Raw genomic sequence first — 14,250 nt, 5'->3', positions numbered from 1 at the left:
TTCATGCCCTTCACTCTAATTATTTGTGAGGAAAAGACCTGTAGTCATGACAATAGCAGGCAGTGATTCAGGTGGGGGTGCAGGATTACAAGCTGATCTGAAAACTTTCACAACATTAGGCGTATTCGGGACAGTAGTAGTCACAGGCTTAACTGCACAAAACACTAAAGGTGTATTCAAAGTCCTTGAAGTTCCTCCAGATTTTGTGGAGTCTCAAATAGATGTAATTATGACCGACCTGAAGCCCGAATACGCAAAAACGGGAATGCTAGCTAACTCCCGTATAGTTGAAGTAGTGAGGAAAAAGGTAAGGGAATACAACATAAGGCTAGTACTCGATCCGGTAATGGTAGCTAAATCAGGTGACCTATTGGTAACAGAGGATACCGTGTCAGCTTTGAAGGAGTTGATAAGGGAATCCATAATACTCACTCCAAATAAGTTTGAAGCTGAGAAAATAGTGGGAAGAAAAATCGAGAACATACTAGACCTTAAAAATACTGCTCGTGAGATCTATACTAAGTATGGTGTCGATGTTGTTGTAAAGGGAGGGGGAAGCTTGGGAGGAATCGATTATGCCATTGTCCAAGGAGAAGAAATCGAATTACAGAGTAAAAAGATGGAAACTAAGAACACTCATGGGAGTGGAGATGTGTTCTCTGCCTCTCTCACAGCGTATTTAGCCAAGGGTCACAAAATCAAGGAAGCAGTAAAGATGGCTAAGGAGTTTGTGTCAAAATCCATAGAGTACTCTTTGGATTTAGGGGAGGGGAATGGTCCAGTTGATCCTTTTTCTAATGTGGAAAGCATAGTCGAAAGAGAAACTGCAAGGGAAGATGCAGAGAATTTGTTATGGCAACTAGAAAGAAACCCTAAACTAATAAGGACTGTATTAGAAGAGGAAGACAAGAGCAATGTTGCTGTTCTAACCAGTTATCAAGACGTTGCAACATTAGCCGGGGGTACGATACCTTATCTAGATAAGATTAAGGTTGATGGACCCGTACTAATAAACCTCAATAATAAGGTAACGCAAATTGCCAAGGATTATAAGAGGAGAATAGTTCTATCAGTTTCCTTGAACAGTAATCTACTTAACGCTGTTCAGGAGGGTACGATAAAAATTACAAAGAGCGGTCTTGATGGAGACCTAATACTACATGAAGGTAGGGCTTATCTCACGGCTAACACTGTAGAAGAGATGATAGAGAAACTTAAAAGGGTGTCAAAATGATTGTTGTCGTTGGAAGTTATAATGTGGATTTTCTAATTAAGGTTAGAGACTTCCCGTCAGAGGGAGAAACAGTTTTCAGCGATGGTGTCTATATAGATCACGGAGGGAAGGGCTCAAATCAAGCTGTATCTGCATCAAGACTAGGTGGAAACGTTAGGTTAATCTCTGCAGTGGGTAATGACGAGTTCGGAAAAAGGGCTATAAAATTTTGGGAGGACGAGAGGTTAGATGTTGCGTATGTGAAAATTAAAAACGCGTTAACAGGGTCTGCTTATATAGTCTTTGATAGGAGAGGGAGGAACTTCATAGTCGTGAATAGAGGAGCAAACGCTCTCCTCAGCGAGGACGACTTAGATGGATGTTTAAATGGAGATATTTTACTTACACAATTGGAAGTGAACGAGAACGTTGTCAAGAAAGCATTGAAGGAGTTCCCCGGTGTTAAAGTACTAAATCCAGCCCCCGCTGTTCTTAATGACAACTCCCTGCTTGAGTACGTTGACATATTAACTCCAAATGAAATTGAGTTTAAGGAATTAACAGGTACTCAAGATTTGAACTACGGAATAGACTTACTCTTAAAGAAAGTTAAGAGAGCAGTAATAGTAACGTTAGGTGAAAGGGGAGCTTATATAGGCACAAGGGAGAGGAGAATTTTAATCCCTACACTCGCAGTAGACGCTATTGATACTACAGGAGCTGGTGATGTGTTTAATGCATCCCTGGCAGTTTACCTTGAAAAGGGCTATAGTTTAGAGAGGGCGGTGAGAATCTCTAACATAATCTCAGCGTATTCAACTACAAGGATAGGTGCCTTAGGACCCAGGTTGAGCGAGGTGAGTGAACTAATTGAGAAAGAGTGAAAAATCCAAGAATAAGGTCAGAATAAAAAGGTTAAATAGTAAACATAAAAGCCCTTGTCCTTACTGTATAATATATTTAGAGAGTGACGAGAAGTGAAAATAGTCTTTGTGGGAACTGGAGCAGGGTCAACAAAAGGGAGCAAAAGAGTGAAATCCTCTATATATGTGAAAGGCAGTGAAGGGTCACTACTACTGGATTTAGGTTCTGGAGCAAGTTTCAAATTAGATGACCTGGAACTAGTGGATTTCTCTGCAATATTTGTAACACATTTACATATTGACCACATAAACGGAATCCCTGACCACTTAATATACAGAAGAATTTTCGGTCTTCCTGACGTAGAAATTAGATCTCCTCCCGGACTATACGAAATACTTAGCTCTTATCAAAAATGGAATGGTATAAACATAAAGTTGATCGAGGAAAGTAAACCTAAAGGGAAGGTAGGAGACTTAAACATATACTCTGTGGAGGCTTGCCATGCAATATACGCTGTTTCGTATGTGATAACCGATAATAAAAGGAAAATTGTGTATACCGGAGATACGTCCCAGCCGTGTGAGCCAATTATGGAGGAAATTAAGGACGCTGATTTGGTTATCCATGAGGCAAGTTGCTTAGAGGAGTGTTCTAAATATGGACATACATCAGTTAAACAATTACTATCAATGTTTTCGAGTCCAAGCAAGTTAGTTATGACACATATACCTTCACAAATAGAAGATCAAGTTAAATTAATAGCCAAGAATTATATAGTAGCATATGATGGGTTAGTATTAAATGTGTAGATTATTAGGATTTTCAGTAAAAGGTGAAGTTGACCATAAGGCTTTGAAATCCCTAATTGATGCTGCAAGAAACGATGTGTTTTCTAGATATCTCAATCACCCTCATGGTTGGGGAATTTCAGCAATTATATATAGGGATAATAAACCCAGAGTACTCCACTTCAAGTCACCAATCCCAATTTATGATGATCCCACATTTTATGATATTGCAAGCCTATTGAAAGGAGACAGAGTAATAGGCATGATTCATGTCAGGAGAGCTGGAAAGGGTTTTCTTTTAGGAGTAAGGCATAATCACCCATATCATGTGAGGACAAAGAATCTGGATATTTACTTCGCCCATAATGGATCTATAAGTAGAAAAGCATTTGAAGACCCAAACTACCCTTCAACAGATAGTTACCTTTTCCTGCAAGAGATAATAAAGAACATCGATAGAAACAACCTTGATGTGAAGAGAGCCTATGAGGAGACAATAATCAAGCTGTCTGAGTTTTCAGTCACTTTGAACTCAATTCTCTTATCATTAAGTAATGAGGATGTATCTCTCTTGGTCGGGCATTATTACAATAAGAATAAGATGAGGGATGTAGAAGATTACTACAAGATGTATAGATATGAAAACTATGTTTTCTCTTCCACTGTTATGTATTACTATGGAGTTAAAGGTGAGGAATTAAGACAGGGTAGTGTAATCGAAATTTAAATGTATGACTAGTTATAATTAATCTTATGGAAGAGCTGATAGAAGCTAAAATTTTGAATTACGGAAAATTAAAAGAGATCCATAAACAGATTTTGTTTATCAGGGAGTACTCGAAGATAGTGAAGGGGGGTCCTCCCCCCTCAAATATACCCCGTGAATTGTATTATCAAGCCACCTCCTCAAGTAACAAAATAAGATACGGTCCATTGAGAATAATAGGAAATACAAGTCCCTATAGAATACCTGAAGTCGATGCTCTAGTGAGTTCGACAAGAAGATCACCTCCTCTCTATGCTATAGCTGAATTTTCAGATGACGTGAGAGTTTTTCTAGCTTATGAAAAGCCTAAATCAATAGTTGGTATTGACATCGGGGTGAGGCACTTAATCACAGTGGTGTCGATTAGAGAAGATAGCCTCTGGAAAGTAAGATATTGGGGAAACGATGTAATAACTGAAGAGATGATAAAGGTAATCGGTGATCCGCAGGGAGTTTCAGAAATAAGGACGATAAAGGGTAAGATTGGTAATATCATAAGAGATGTTGTGTCATTTATCCAAGACCTTAACCCTAAAGTAGTCGCAATAGAGGATTTAGAATATTTTGAGAGTAAAATAGGCAGTGCATTGAGAACTGTGGAGAAAGAACTAGAGAGTCACCTATATAGGAAGGGAGTTAAGTTCAGAAAACTTCCCCCATATTACACGAGCAAAATTTGCTCTAACTGTGGATTCAGGAGAGGTGAAGTGATGGGACCGTTATTTGTCTGTCCATCATGTGGTTACAAGGCTGACAGAGACTTTAACGCCGCGTATAACCTGGCACTACAATGTAAATATACTTGTTAGTAGTATCTATAACCTTATTAAGACAATCTTATGATTAGCAGGTAACGCAACGTTATAAACTCTCACTCCTCTAACCAAGCCTTGAGTGACTTTAGAGTGATGCGCATGACCATGTATAGCCAAATGGGGTAAACAGCTGGTTTCCTCAAGTATCCTATAACCCAAGTGGGGAAATATGCTCTTTTTCTCTCCCTGGACAGTCATAAATGTACATGCGTAATGTGTCAAAAGTAACTTCACGTCTCCTCTAGCCTTACACAGTAAATCCTCTATTTTTCTAGCCTTCTCCCTATAATAGTTCTCATCAATACCGTTAAGTTTTTGCCACTTTGTAGGTTCTTCTAAAACGCCGTCACTACCGATTATACTGACTAAGATATCTCCCAACTCGAACTCCACGATATCCTCTTCCAACCATTTTATATCAGGATAAGTTTCCTTATACGAATCCCTGTTCTCCCTAAAGTCCTCATTTCCAAATACTGCTATTGTCCTAAACCTCTTTAGAACATCGTATACCGGTTTAAAGTGTATGTACTCTCCTTCATTGGCTAAATCACCTGCTAAAAGGAATATATCAATGGAGAGATTCCTTATTAAATTAAATGAAGCAAAGAACTGCGTTAGATATCTAGGTGAATGGATATCTGATGTTGCTGCTATTAGCATCAAAATATAAATCGTATTACTACTAGAAAAGCTATTTGTGGGTCTCGAAGGAATAGCAGATTTACCGCTTCACACAGGTAAAGTTCCCTACTGGTTAGCAAGTATTATGAGGAGGTTATCAAAGGCTATTATAGACGTGATGATAATTGAGTGGGGTCCAGATAAAGTAGTTGAGAGGCTATCAAACCCTCTGTGGTTTCAAGGGTTTAACAATATCATAGGCATGGATTGGGACTCCTCTGGTTCAACCACAGTTACGTTAGGAATACTCAAAGAAGTTATAAAACCAGAGGAAGAAGGAATAGCAGTATTAGGCGGTAAAGGTAAAAATGCCTTAAAAGTCCCTGATGAATTAAACAGCCTTAGAGGAAAATTTTCTGTAAACCTTGAAAAGATTGAAAGAGCCAGTAGATTAGTGGCTAAAGTTGATAGTACACTAATTCAGGATGGACATACGCTATATCACCACTCAGTTTTAGTTAGTGAAAGCGGAAAATGGGGTATTATACAACAGGGGATGAATCTGGAGACCAGATTTGCCAGGAGGTACCATTGGCTTTCTACTGAAAACTTCCTAGTTGAACCGCATAAAGGCATAATGGGTGTAAAACAGGAAATTGCCATAAATGCCGTAGATAAGAATGTGGAGAATACAAGAAAGTTGATGGTTGACCTCCTTAAAGAGCCTCCTGAGAAATTAATTAATGACGTAGTAAAGGCTGAAAATATGATAAAAGGACAGACCACACTAGATAATCCCTCCGCGTTCAAGGTTGATATAAAGAAGAGGAGAATTTACATGAAGCCGATAGAGATATCCAAAATTAGGCAAATACTACATAAGGTATATGAAGTAAACCCATCTAATTTAGAGGAGGCACTCTTACATGGTTTAGGTCCATCTAGTACTAGGGCGCTATATCTTGTGGCAGATTTAATATATAATGAACCGCCCTCCTATAATGACCCTGTTAACATGCCTTACGATCCCTTTAAATATGCTTATGCAATTGGAGGAAAGGACGGTATTCCATTTCCAGTTAACAGGAAGGTTGCATATGAGGTAATCTACACCTTAGAGGATATACTGCAAAGGATCAAGACCGAAGAGAAAGACAGGGAATTTGCACTTAGGAAATTGAGAAGTTTAGCTGAAGGGTTAAAGGAATAGTCTTAAGAGGAAAATCCTTTTAAGTTCAGAAGAGAAGAGATTCTATCTTGATATTATGGTACTAAAAATTAGAATCAACAGAGAGCAAGAGGTATTTGACAAGCTAATCAAAATAGGAGAAGATTTGAAAACTACAGCTGAAGCTTTGAGACAGTTAATAAACGCCCTATTGGTCAAGGACGACGACATGAAAAACAGTAGTCTAATTAAAATCAAATCTTTGAACGAAAAGATAAGCATGACCAGGGAGGAATTACTCTCAGTAATATACAGTGAAGCGTTTCTGCCTGACTTTAAGGAGGCTATAGTTATGCTTACACAAGATCTATACAGGGCAAGTGCTTCAGCGAAGGATGCAGGTAGGGCGTTGACAGCCAGGAGAGTTGATGAAAAGTGTTTGACAACTCTGAAGGAAAGTCTTCTCTCATATATTTCTATAATTCTTGAGGCGTCTGATAAAGTAGTTTTAATGTTGTCCCTATTACCAAAGGACATAGCCTCAGCACTTAAAGTTGGAAAAGAGGTGCAGATGTTGGAGAGGAGTGGAGATGAAATCAAAGACATGATCATAACGAGGCTATACGATATGGAGGACTCACTCCATCTAATAACTCTGTTACAGACAAGAGATGCCATATTTTTCCTTGACGACATATTGGACAGCATGGAGAGTGCAGTACTGAGCATAAAAATATTATACGCTACATTAAAATCCTAAAATACTTCTTATTATACCATACAGGGCTAAAGATACTATAATGGAAAACGTTGGAGATAGTAACCAACCACGACCTATTTGTTTTAACTGCTTCTCTATATCAGAAGTAAGACTCCTAAAACTTAAACCTATTATTCCTCCCATAACTGTTTGCGTAATAGATATGGGCACACTAAATACCGTAAAAACTTCAGATACTAATGCGCTTCCTATAAGTGCTGAGGACGCACTTGCATAACCCAGCTTGGTCACCCTAAAACCTACTGTGATCACTGCCCTCCATGAACTCAGGTAAATCCCTATGGCAGCTGCTAGCGCATAACACGGTACTATTATATATTCTGGTAATGCAAATAGCCCAGTTGAGATTATGATACCTACAGCATTAGCCCCTGTTACAAACGATGTCAATGCAGAGGCTATCAATATGATTACCCTGTAATACTTCACCTGTTCAATTATCCCTTTAGTATTCTTCAAGAAGACATGAACTAATCTGTATAATAAAAGAGCTGAAATTATTGCTACTAATGGTGAAACCATCCAGGACACTAGAGTCACTAGGAAAGCACTCCAAAGGAAAGCTATCCTAGTGACTAGCGAGATGACTGCTAAAGAAGGATATATCATTTGGCTTAGAGCAGTAGGAACCCCCATTCTATTTAGATAGAAGAAGGACAGTATCGATGAGAAGAGTATGCATACTATGATGACTTTTGCTATTAGCTCATCTGACGTGTTAACTATGCCATGTACGCTCTTAAACATAGTTAGACTCCCAACTGATGCCCCTAAAAATATTGAGATTGCACTAACAAGGTAGGAATATTTTCGCTTCATTACATTTGTTGAAACTAAAATCCCTAAAGATATTGCCGAGTTATTCCCACCTACTATAAAAGACAGTGTAATACCAAAAACAAATATAAGTATAGATAGTATAAGGCTTATATCTATCATGTTTTATCTTCTAGCTCACTGATGTACTCAAGTATTGCATCTCTTATGAGATCACTTCTATTTGTATAACCAAGAAGTCTTACCATTTTATCGACTTCCTGCAAAAAATCATCATCAAGTTTAAAGGAAATTGTTTTAACACCGCTCATTTCAAGTTCAAAGGTATTATCGTCAAGTTTCTTGACGCCATTCATAAGTGATCATAATATCATACTTCATTATAGGAGATAAATATAACTAATGGAGAAGCAAAGGAAAAGCTTATTAATGGTAATATTCAGAAAACGCAAGTAAAAACTTCATATAAGGGGGAAAATGCTTATAAATCCTACAAAATAATGGGTAACGTTTAGGATATGGAAGAAATTACCGTAGAAGATTTACCTGTCGATAGTAAGGTCAAGGACATAATAAAGAGCAGGGGTATAAAGAAGCTTAACCCTCCCCAGACCGAAGCTGTGAAAAAAGGTTTGATTGAGGACAAGAGGCTTCTCATAACTACTCCTACTGCCTCAGGTAAGACTCTTATGGCAGAATTAGGTATGATATCCCATTTACTGAATAAGGGCGGTAAAGCAATCTATGTAACCCCTCTGAGAGCTCTGACCAGCGAGAAGTATTCCACATTTAAGGATTGGGAAAAACTTGGCTTTAAGGTAGGTGTAACCAGTGGGGACTATGATACTGATGATCCTTGGTTACGCAACTTTGACATAATTGTTACGACATACGAGAAGCTAGATTCATTGTGGAGGCACAGCGCTGAGTGGTTGAAGGACATTGATTACTTCGTGTTGGACGAATTCCATTATATGAATGATGGAGATCGTGGTCCTGTAGTTGAAGGTGTAGCCGTGAGGGCTAAGAGACAGGGAACTATCCTAGCCTTGAGTGCTACCATTGGAAATGCTAAGGATGTGGCAAAATGGTTAAACGCTGATATAGTTGCAACCAACTGGAGACCTGTACCATTAAAGGAAGGGGTTATGTATTCAGAGGGGAAAAAAGGGCACATAATTCTTTACTCTGATGGGACGACGAACAAGTTAAAGGGAGATGACCCTATAATAGCCTACACGTTAGACATACTGTCCAAAGGAGGTCAGGTAATAGTTTTTAGGTCGTCGAGAAAATACGCCGAGACCACAGCTATGAAGATCTCACAGTATATGAATTTTGTTAAATTAGATGATAAAAAACTGTTAGAGACAGCAGAAAGAATAAAGGAAGTAGAAGACGCTGGTAGTAACGAGAAAGAAGTACTATATAATTTGATTGTAAGAGGAGTAGCTTTTCATCACGCTGGTCTGTCAAAGGGCTTAAGGGATATAATAGAAGCCTCGTTTAGGGAAAGAATCATTAAAGTTATAACAGCCACTCCCACACTAGCTGCTGGAGTAAATCTCCCTGCAAGAGCAGTAGTAATAGGTGATATTTACAGATTCAACAGGAAGATAGTTGGTTTTACGGAAATGATATCGACAATGGAGTACAGGCAAATGAGTGGAAGAGCGGGCAGACCTGGTTATGATAACCACGGGGAGGCTATTATACTGGTGAGGTCTAAAGTAGAGGTTGATAAGGTAATAGACAAGTACCTCCATTCAGACATAGAGCCCATAGAGTCAAAACTGGGTGCTGAGGGACCGTTCTTCTCTTTCGTGTTAAGTTTAATAGCATCAGAAGGTGAAATTACTGAAGACAGACTCAAGGATTATGTGGAAGATACAATGTTGTCTAAGCAACTTGTTAGGAAATACTACAACAACGCCATTGACTGGTTAAGTAAAAACGAGTTCATAAAGAGTAATGACGATAGACTCCAGTTAACAAAGTTCGGCAGGAGGGTGTCAGATCTTTACTTAAATCCCTTTACTGCAGTTACAATTAAGAATTACCTGGAGAGAGCCGAGAGCCCATGTGATATAGCTTATTTTCACTTGATAGCTTACACACCCGACGGACCTTTAGTAAGTGTAGGTAGAAATGAAGAAGACGCCCTACTTGACAATTTAGACTGTGAGCTAATAATAGATGAACCTGATGATGAACTTGAGTTTTCGAATTACATTTCAGCACTCAAAGTGGCATTTATTCTTAAGGACTGGATTGAGGAGGTAGATGAAGATACAATACTTAGTAAATATGGCATAGGATCAGGAGATTTAAGGGCAATAATTGACACAATGGAATGGTTGACATATGGTGCTTTTCACGTATCTTCAATCCTTGATTTGAATCAACATACCTCAGTTCTAGAGAAGTTACATAAGAGGATAGCCGACGGAGTTAAGGAGGAGTTGTTAGAGTTGGTCAGAGTTCCAGGCATAGGTAGAGCTAGGGCTCGGTTATTATTTAACCAGGGGATAAAGAGACCTGAGGACATAGTAATGAAACCTGAGAGGGTAAAGAGTTTACTAGGACAAAATCTAGGTGAGAAGATTGTCAAAGAGGCTGCAAGAATTATTGCTTGATTACTTAAACGGTAAAGTGACATTTAAGGACGATTGCGATGTACTCCAAAAGTTCTCATTAATACTCCTAGCCTTAGGTAAGAAAAGTCGTATAGAAGTAGAAGAAGGAGAAAACACTTGCATTCTTACAGTGGAATGTTCCCATGCTTCTTAGGATACCTATACTCTCTCTTGTTCTTTAACATTTCCAAAGCAGAGTAAATTATTCTCCTTGTATCTTTAGGCTCTATAACATCATCAATTAGACCCTTTTCTGCTGCCCAATATGGGTTTGCAAATAATCTCCTGTATTCCTCTATCTTTTGTTTTATATAATCCTCAGGATTACTCATCTTCTGCAAATCTCTTTTGTACAATATTCTAACTGCCCCTTCAGGTCCTGTAACCGCTATTTCTGCATTAGGCCAAGCATAAACTAAGTCAGCGCCTAGACTCTTTATGCTCATAGCTATGTGAGCTCCGCCGTAAGATTTTCTCAGTATTACCGTAATCTTTGGTACGGTAGCTTCAGCGAAGGCATACAACATCTTAGCCCCATGTCTTATAATCCCCTTATACTCCTGCTCAGTGCCCGGAACGTAACCAGGAGTGTCAACTAGGCTTATTAAGGGTATATTGAACGCGTCACAGAACCTTATAAACCTAGCTGCTTTATCAGCTGCATCTACATCAATTGCACCACCGAACTCCTCCGGATTATTGGCTACTATACCAACAACATTACCTCCTATTCTTGCGAATCCAATGATCATATTGTTTGCCCAATACTTATGAACTTCCATGAACTCGCCGTTATCGACAGTCCTATATATTAACTCCCTCATACTATATGGCTTTACGGGGTCTGTTGGAATTATATCATTAGCTCCTGATACGTCTCTGTCTGCAGCGTCTCCTGTATCTATGTATGGTGGTTCTTCCATGTTGTTTGAGGGTAGGTATGACAGCAATTTCTTAGTTATGTTTATAGCGTCTTGTTCATTTTCAGCCATGAAGTGTATCACACCAGATTTAGTTGAATGCACTATTGCTCCTCCTAGATCTTGATAACTGACTTCTTCACCTAGAGCTACCTTAGTTATTTCTGGTCCTGTCACAAACATATAGTAAGCATCTCCTTTAATCATTATAATGAAATCTGTTAATGCTGGAGAATAAACTGCACCTCCTGCAGCAGGTCCAGCCATAATAGTTATCTGTGGTATAACACCTGATGCCATAACATTCATCTTGAACACTGCACCATAGCCTTCCAGTGCAACAGCTCCTTCCTGTATTCTAGCTCCACCTGAGTCATTTATTCCTACAACAGGTGCACCTGTCTTAAGGGCTAACTCATAAACTCTGGCAATCTTGTTAGCATGTACCTCGCCCAATGTACCTCCTAATGATATGAAGTCTTGTGCGTAGGCGAAAACAGTTCTTCCCTCTACTTTTCCCCATCCCGTGACCACACCGTCCCCATAGACCTTGTTCTTATCTAGACCGAATTCCGTAGCCTTTGTTGTTGCAAACCCCATAAATTCCTGAAATGTATTACCATCAAACAATAATGATAGTCTCTCTCTTGCAGTCAGTTTCCCCTTATCATGCTGTGCTTTAATTCTCTCTTCTCCTCCTCCCTTGTATACCAATTCCTTCTTCTTTTTCAATTCTTCCAATATTTTATCATATGTAGATGTAATTTGACCTCACCCCATAACTATTCAATTATCAAGAGAAGGTCTCCCTTCTTAACGCCCTGTCCAGGTTTTATCAAAACTTTTTTCACAACTCCTCCTTTAGGTGCTGATATTACTGTTTCACTCTTCATAGCCTCAATCGATAATAAGGGCTGACCCTTATTTACTGCATCTCCCTCCTTTACCCTTATCTGGACAATTCTACCCTGTAGAGGTGAAACGATCTCTCCCTCCTTACCCTTAAATAATTCCTCAAATGACACTTTTTCACCTAGAGATTCCTCAATAACCCTATCAACTTTGAATAACGTCTCGTTATCAATAACTAAATGACCATTAATTATGGAGACAGTATGTACTTCGCCATTGACTTTTACTAAATGTTCTCCCTCTCTCCATCCAGCTCCCAGGTATTCAACCTCAAATTCTGCTCCCTCCGCTTTCATTAAATCCTTATTATCCCTCTTCTCTGTAGCAAAAGTGTAAGAATCTCCCTGATCTGTAACTACTTTTATAATCTTCATTACCACAACACCCTATATGAAGATTGTGACATTATTCCATAAGTCTTCCATTTGTTTTTATTGTTTGAAACTGTCTCCTTTTTGCCGTTACCACTCTTTTTAACATATCCTTTACTGTACATGACTGATGCTATAACAGCTTTAGTCATCTCTTTTCTCTTCAGGTATTCTAAAAACTCCTTGCTTTTCTGACTTATGTATGCGGTAGTAAATTTGGCATTTACAAAATCTTCTTCTCTCGTTATCCATTTATATAATTCTATTGTCGTTTTTACACCACCAATTTTGAAATCGCTCAGAGCCCTTTGCCCTGACTGTAGTGCTGAGATCCTATCTTCACCGTAAACTATCAACTTAGCTATTAATGAATCGTAGAAAGGTGGAACATAACTGCCTAAGGTGATTCCACTGTCTACTCTAACTCCAGGTCCTGATGGCTCCTCGTAATAGGTAATAGTTCCTGAACTTCCCGAAAAATCACTCATTGGATCCTCTGAGTTAATTCTATATTCTATTGCGTGTCCTCTTACCCTCTTATTCAACTCCTCTTGTGTGAAGGGTAAATGTTCATCTGCAGCTAGTCTTATCTGTAATTTCACTAGATCTATTCTGAATATGGTCTCTGTTATTGGATGTTCAACTTGTAACCTCTTGTTTAACTCAAGGAAGTAAAACTCTCTGCTTACATCGGAGAACACTGTCTCGAATGTACCTAAGGTGTGATATCTTATTAGTTGCCCAAATTTCATTATAGGTTCAAACATTCTTTCTCTCTCTTCCATCTTAACTACAGGTGAGGGGGCTTCTTCAATTAGTTTTTGATTTCTCCTCTGTATCGTGCATTCTCTCTCCCATGCAACCACATAATTGCCATATTTATCTCCTATGAGTTGAAACTCTATGTGTCTAGGATTTACTGCGGCTTTCTCTATATATAAGTCAGCTTTTCCAAATGCCTGGTATGCCAATCTCTTATTTCTCTCCCAAACCTCAATAAGTTGCTCTTGAGAATCTACCTTAGTTATACCTGTGCCTCCTCCTCCATAGGCTGCTTTCACCATTATAGGGTAGCCTATCCTATCTGCTATCTTAATAGCCTCATCTAAATTCTCCACTGGTCCATCAGAACCAGGTGATATGGGAACTCCAGAAGCCTTTGCAAGTCTCTTTCCGTCAAGTTTACTTTTAATGGAGTTCATTGCATGGGGAGAAGGTCCTATGAACACCACCCCTGCCTTTTCCACTGCTTCTGCGAAATCTGCCCTTTCAGACAGGAACCCATAACCCGGATGAACTGCATCAACATGTGCTTTCTCAGCTACGCTGATAATTGACTCTATATTCAAGTAGCTTTGAATTGCCGGAGAAGGTCCTATATAGTAGGCTTCATCAGCGTACTTGACATGAAGAGAGTTCTTGTCAGCCTCTGAGTACACTGCAACTGCTTTCATTCCCATTTCCTTTACGGCTTTCATTACCCTTATTGCTATTTCTCCCCTATTTGCGACCAAGACTTTTCCGAACGGGGGCATAAAATCAACTAAGTTATATAAGCATAAACAGATATAAAAAATTTATACATCCAATTTTTCTCATTACAGATCAAATTATA

At 38.9% G+C, this 14,250-nt stretch carries 14 protein-coding genes; 8 read left to right on the top strand and 6 right to left on the bottom strand.

Annotated features, from left to right (window positions below; translation table 11 throughout):
- Positions 1-25 precede the first annotated feature (25 nt).
- The 5 genes from thiD (at position 26) to SACI_RS01310 (ending at position 4,440) form a co-directional block, all read left to right on the top strand.
- The gene (thiD, locus tag SACI_RS01330) at positions 26-1,234 is read left to right on the top strand and encodes a bifunctional hydroxymethylpyrimidine kinase/phosphomethylpyrimidine kinase (RefSeq protein WP_011277191.1); all 1,209 of its coding nucleotides are present in this window, start codon (positions 26-28) and stop codon (positions 1,232-1,234) included.
- On the top strand, positions 1,231-2,097 hold the full coding sequence (locus tag SACI_RS01325; protein WP_011277190.1) for a PfkB family carbohydrate kinase: 867 nt from the start codon (positions 1,231-1,233) through the stop codon (positions 2,095-2,097). The genes thiD and SACI_RS01325 overlap by 4 nt, the downstream gene beginning before the upstream one ends.
- Before the next feature lie 93 nt (positions 2,098-2,190).
- Positions 2,191-2,886 (top strand): MBL fold metallo-hydrolase, encoded by a 696-nt coding sequence (locus SACI_RS01320; RefSeq protein WP_011277189.1) that lies wholly within the window; start codon positions 2,191-2,193, stop codon positions 2,884-2,886.
- Positions 2,879-3,592, top strand: a complete 714-nt coding sequence (locus SACI_RS01315; RefSeq protein ID WP_011277188.1) for a class II glutamine amidotransferase — start codon at positions 2,879-2,881, stop codon at positions 3,590-3,592. Before SACI_RS01320 ends, SACI_RS01315 begins: the two co-directional genes overlap by 8 nt.
- A 26-nt stretch (positions 3,593-3,618) precedes the next feature.
- On the top strand, positions 3,619-4,440 hold the full coding sequence (locus SACI_RS01310) for a zinc ribbon domain-containing protein (protein WP_011277187.1): 822 nt from the start codon (positions 3,619-3,621) through the stop codon (positions 4,438-4,440).
- A gap of 6 nt (positions 4,441-4,446) precedes the next feature.
- Here SACI_RS01310 and SACI_RS01305 read toward each other — a convergent pair whose 3' ends face one another.
- Positions 4,447-5,109 (bottom strand): metallophosphoesterase family protein, encoded by a 663-nt coding sequence (locus SACI_RS01305; protein ID WP_011277186.1) that lies wholly within the window; start codon positions 5,107-5,109, stop codon positions 4,447-4,449.
- A gap of 37 nt (positions 5,110-5,146) precedes the next feature.
- Here SACI_RS01305 and SACI_RS01300 point away from each other — a divergent pair, with 37 nt between their 5' ends.
- Positions 5,147-6,280 (top strand): DUF763 domain-containing protein, encoded by a 1,134-nt coding sequence (locus SACI_RS01300; RefSeq protein ID WP_011277185.1) that lies wholly within the window; start codon positions 5,147-5,149, stop codon positions 6,278-6,280.
- A 55-nt stretch (positions 6,281-6,335) separates the two neighbouring features.
- Entirely contained in the window at positions 6,336-6,998 is a 663-nt protein-coding gene (locus SACI_RS01295) for a DUF47 domain-containing protein (RefSeq protein ID WP_011277184.1), read from the top strand.
- On the opposite strand, the gene SACI_RS01290 is transcribed toward SACI_RS01295, so the two are convergent.
- Together SACI_RS01290 and SACI_RS01285 are read right to left on the bottom strand one after the other, a co-directional pair.
- Positions 6,987-7,958 (bottom strand): inorganic phosphate transporter, encoded by a 972-nt coding sequence (locus SACI_RS01290; RefSeq protein WP_011277183.1) that lies wholly within the window; start codon positions 7,956-7,958, stop codon positions 6,987-6,989. The two genes, SACI_RS01295 and SACI_RS01290, sit on opposite strands and share 12 nt — an antisense overlap.
- Complete coding sequence (locus SACI_RS01285) at positions 7,955-8,152, bottom strand: ribbon-helix-helix domain-containing protein (protein ID WP_011277182.1); 198 nt, start codon at positions 8,150-8,152, stop codon at positions 7,955-7,957. The genes SACI_RS01290 and SACI_RS01285 overlap by 4 nt, the downstream gene beginning before the upstream one ends.
- A gap of 162 nt (positions 8,153-8,314) precedes the next feature.
- On the opposite strand from SACI_RS01285, the gene hel308 reads away from it, so the two are divergent.
- Positions 8,315-10,432 carry an ATP-dependent DNA helicase Hel308 gene (hel308, locus tag SACI_RS01280; RefSeq protein WP_011277181.1) on the top strand — a complete coding sequence of 706 codons (2,118 nt, stop codon included), beginning with the start codon at positions 8,315-8,317 and terminating at the stop codon, positions 10,430-10,432.
- 125 nt (positions 10,433-10,557) lie between these two features.
- Here hel308 and SACI_RS01275 read toward each other — a convergent pair whose 3' ends face one another.
- The 3 genes from SACI_RS01275 to SACI_RS01265 are packed head-to-tail and all read right to left on the bottom strand — an operon-like array spanning position 10,558 to position 14,170.
- Complete coding sequence (locus tag SACI_RS01275) at positions 10,558-12,093, bottom strand: acyl-CoA carboxylase subunit beta (protein WP_011277180.1); 1,536 nt, start codon at positions 12,091-12,093, stop codon at positions 10,558-10,560.
- Between the two features lie 41 nt (positions 12,094-12,134).
- Positions 12,135-12,638 (bottom strand): biotin/lipoyl-containing protein, encoded by a 504-nt coding sequence (locus SACI_RS01270; protein ID WP_011277179.1) that lies wholly within the window; start codon positions 12,636-12,638, stop codon positions 12,135-12,137.
- A complete protein-coding gene (locus tag SACI_RS01265) occupies positions 12,638-14,170 on the bottom strand; it encodes an acetyl-CoA carboxylase biotin carboxylase subunit (RefSeq protein ID WP_011277178.1) in 1,533 nt (510 codons plus the stop codon). Before SACI_RS01265 ends, SACI_RS01270 begins: the two co-directional genes overlap by 1 nt.
- Positions 14,171-14,250 lie beyond the last annotated feature (80 nt).

The organism is Sulfolobus acidocaldarius DSM 639 (assembly GCF_000012285.1).
In the GTDB taxonomy this organism is placed as follows: domain Archaea; phylum Thermoproteota; class Thermoprotei_A; order Sulfolobales; family Sulfolobaceae; genus Sulfolobus; species Sulfolobus acidocaldarius.
The sequence above is the reverse complement of the archived record's forward strand: the minus strand, read 5'-3'. Positions and strand labels throughout refer to the sequence as shown.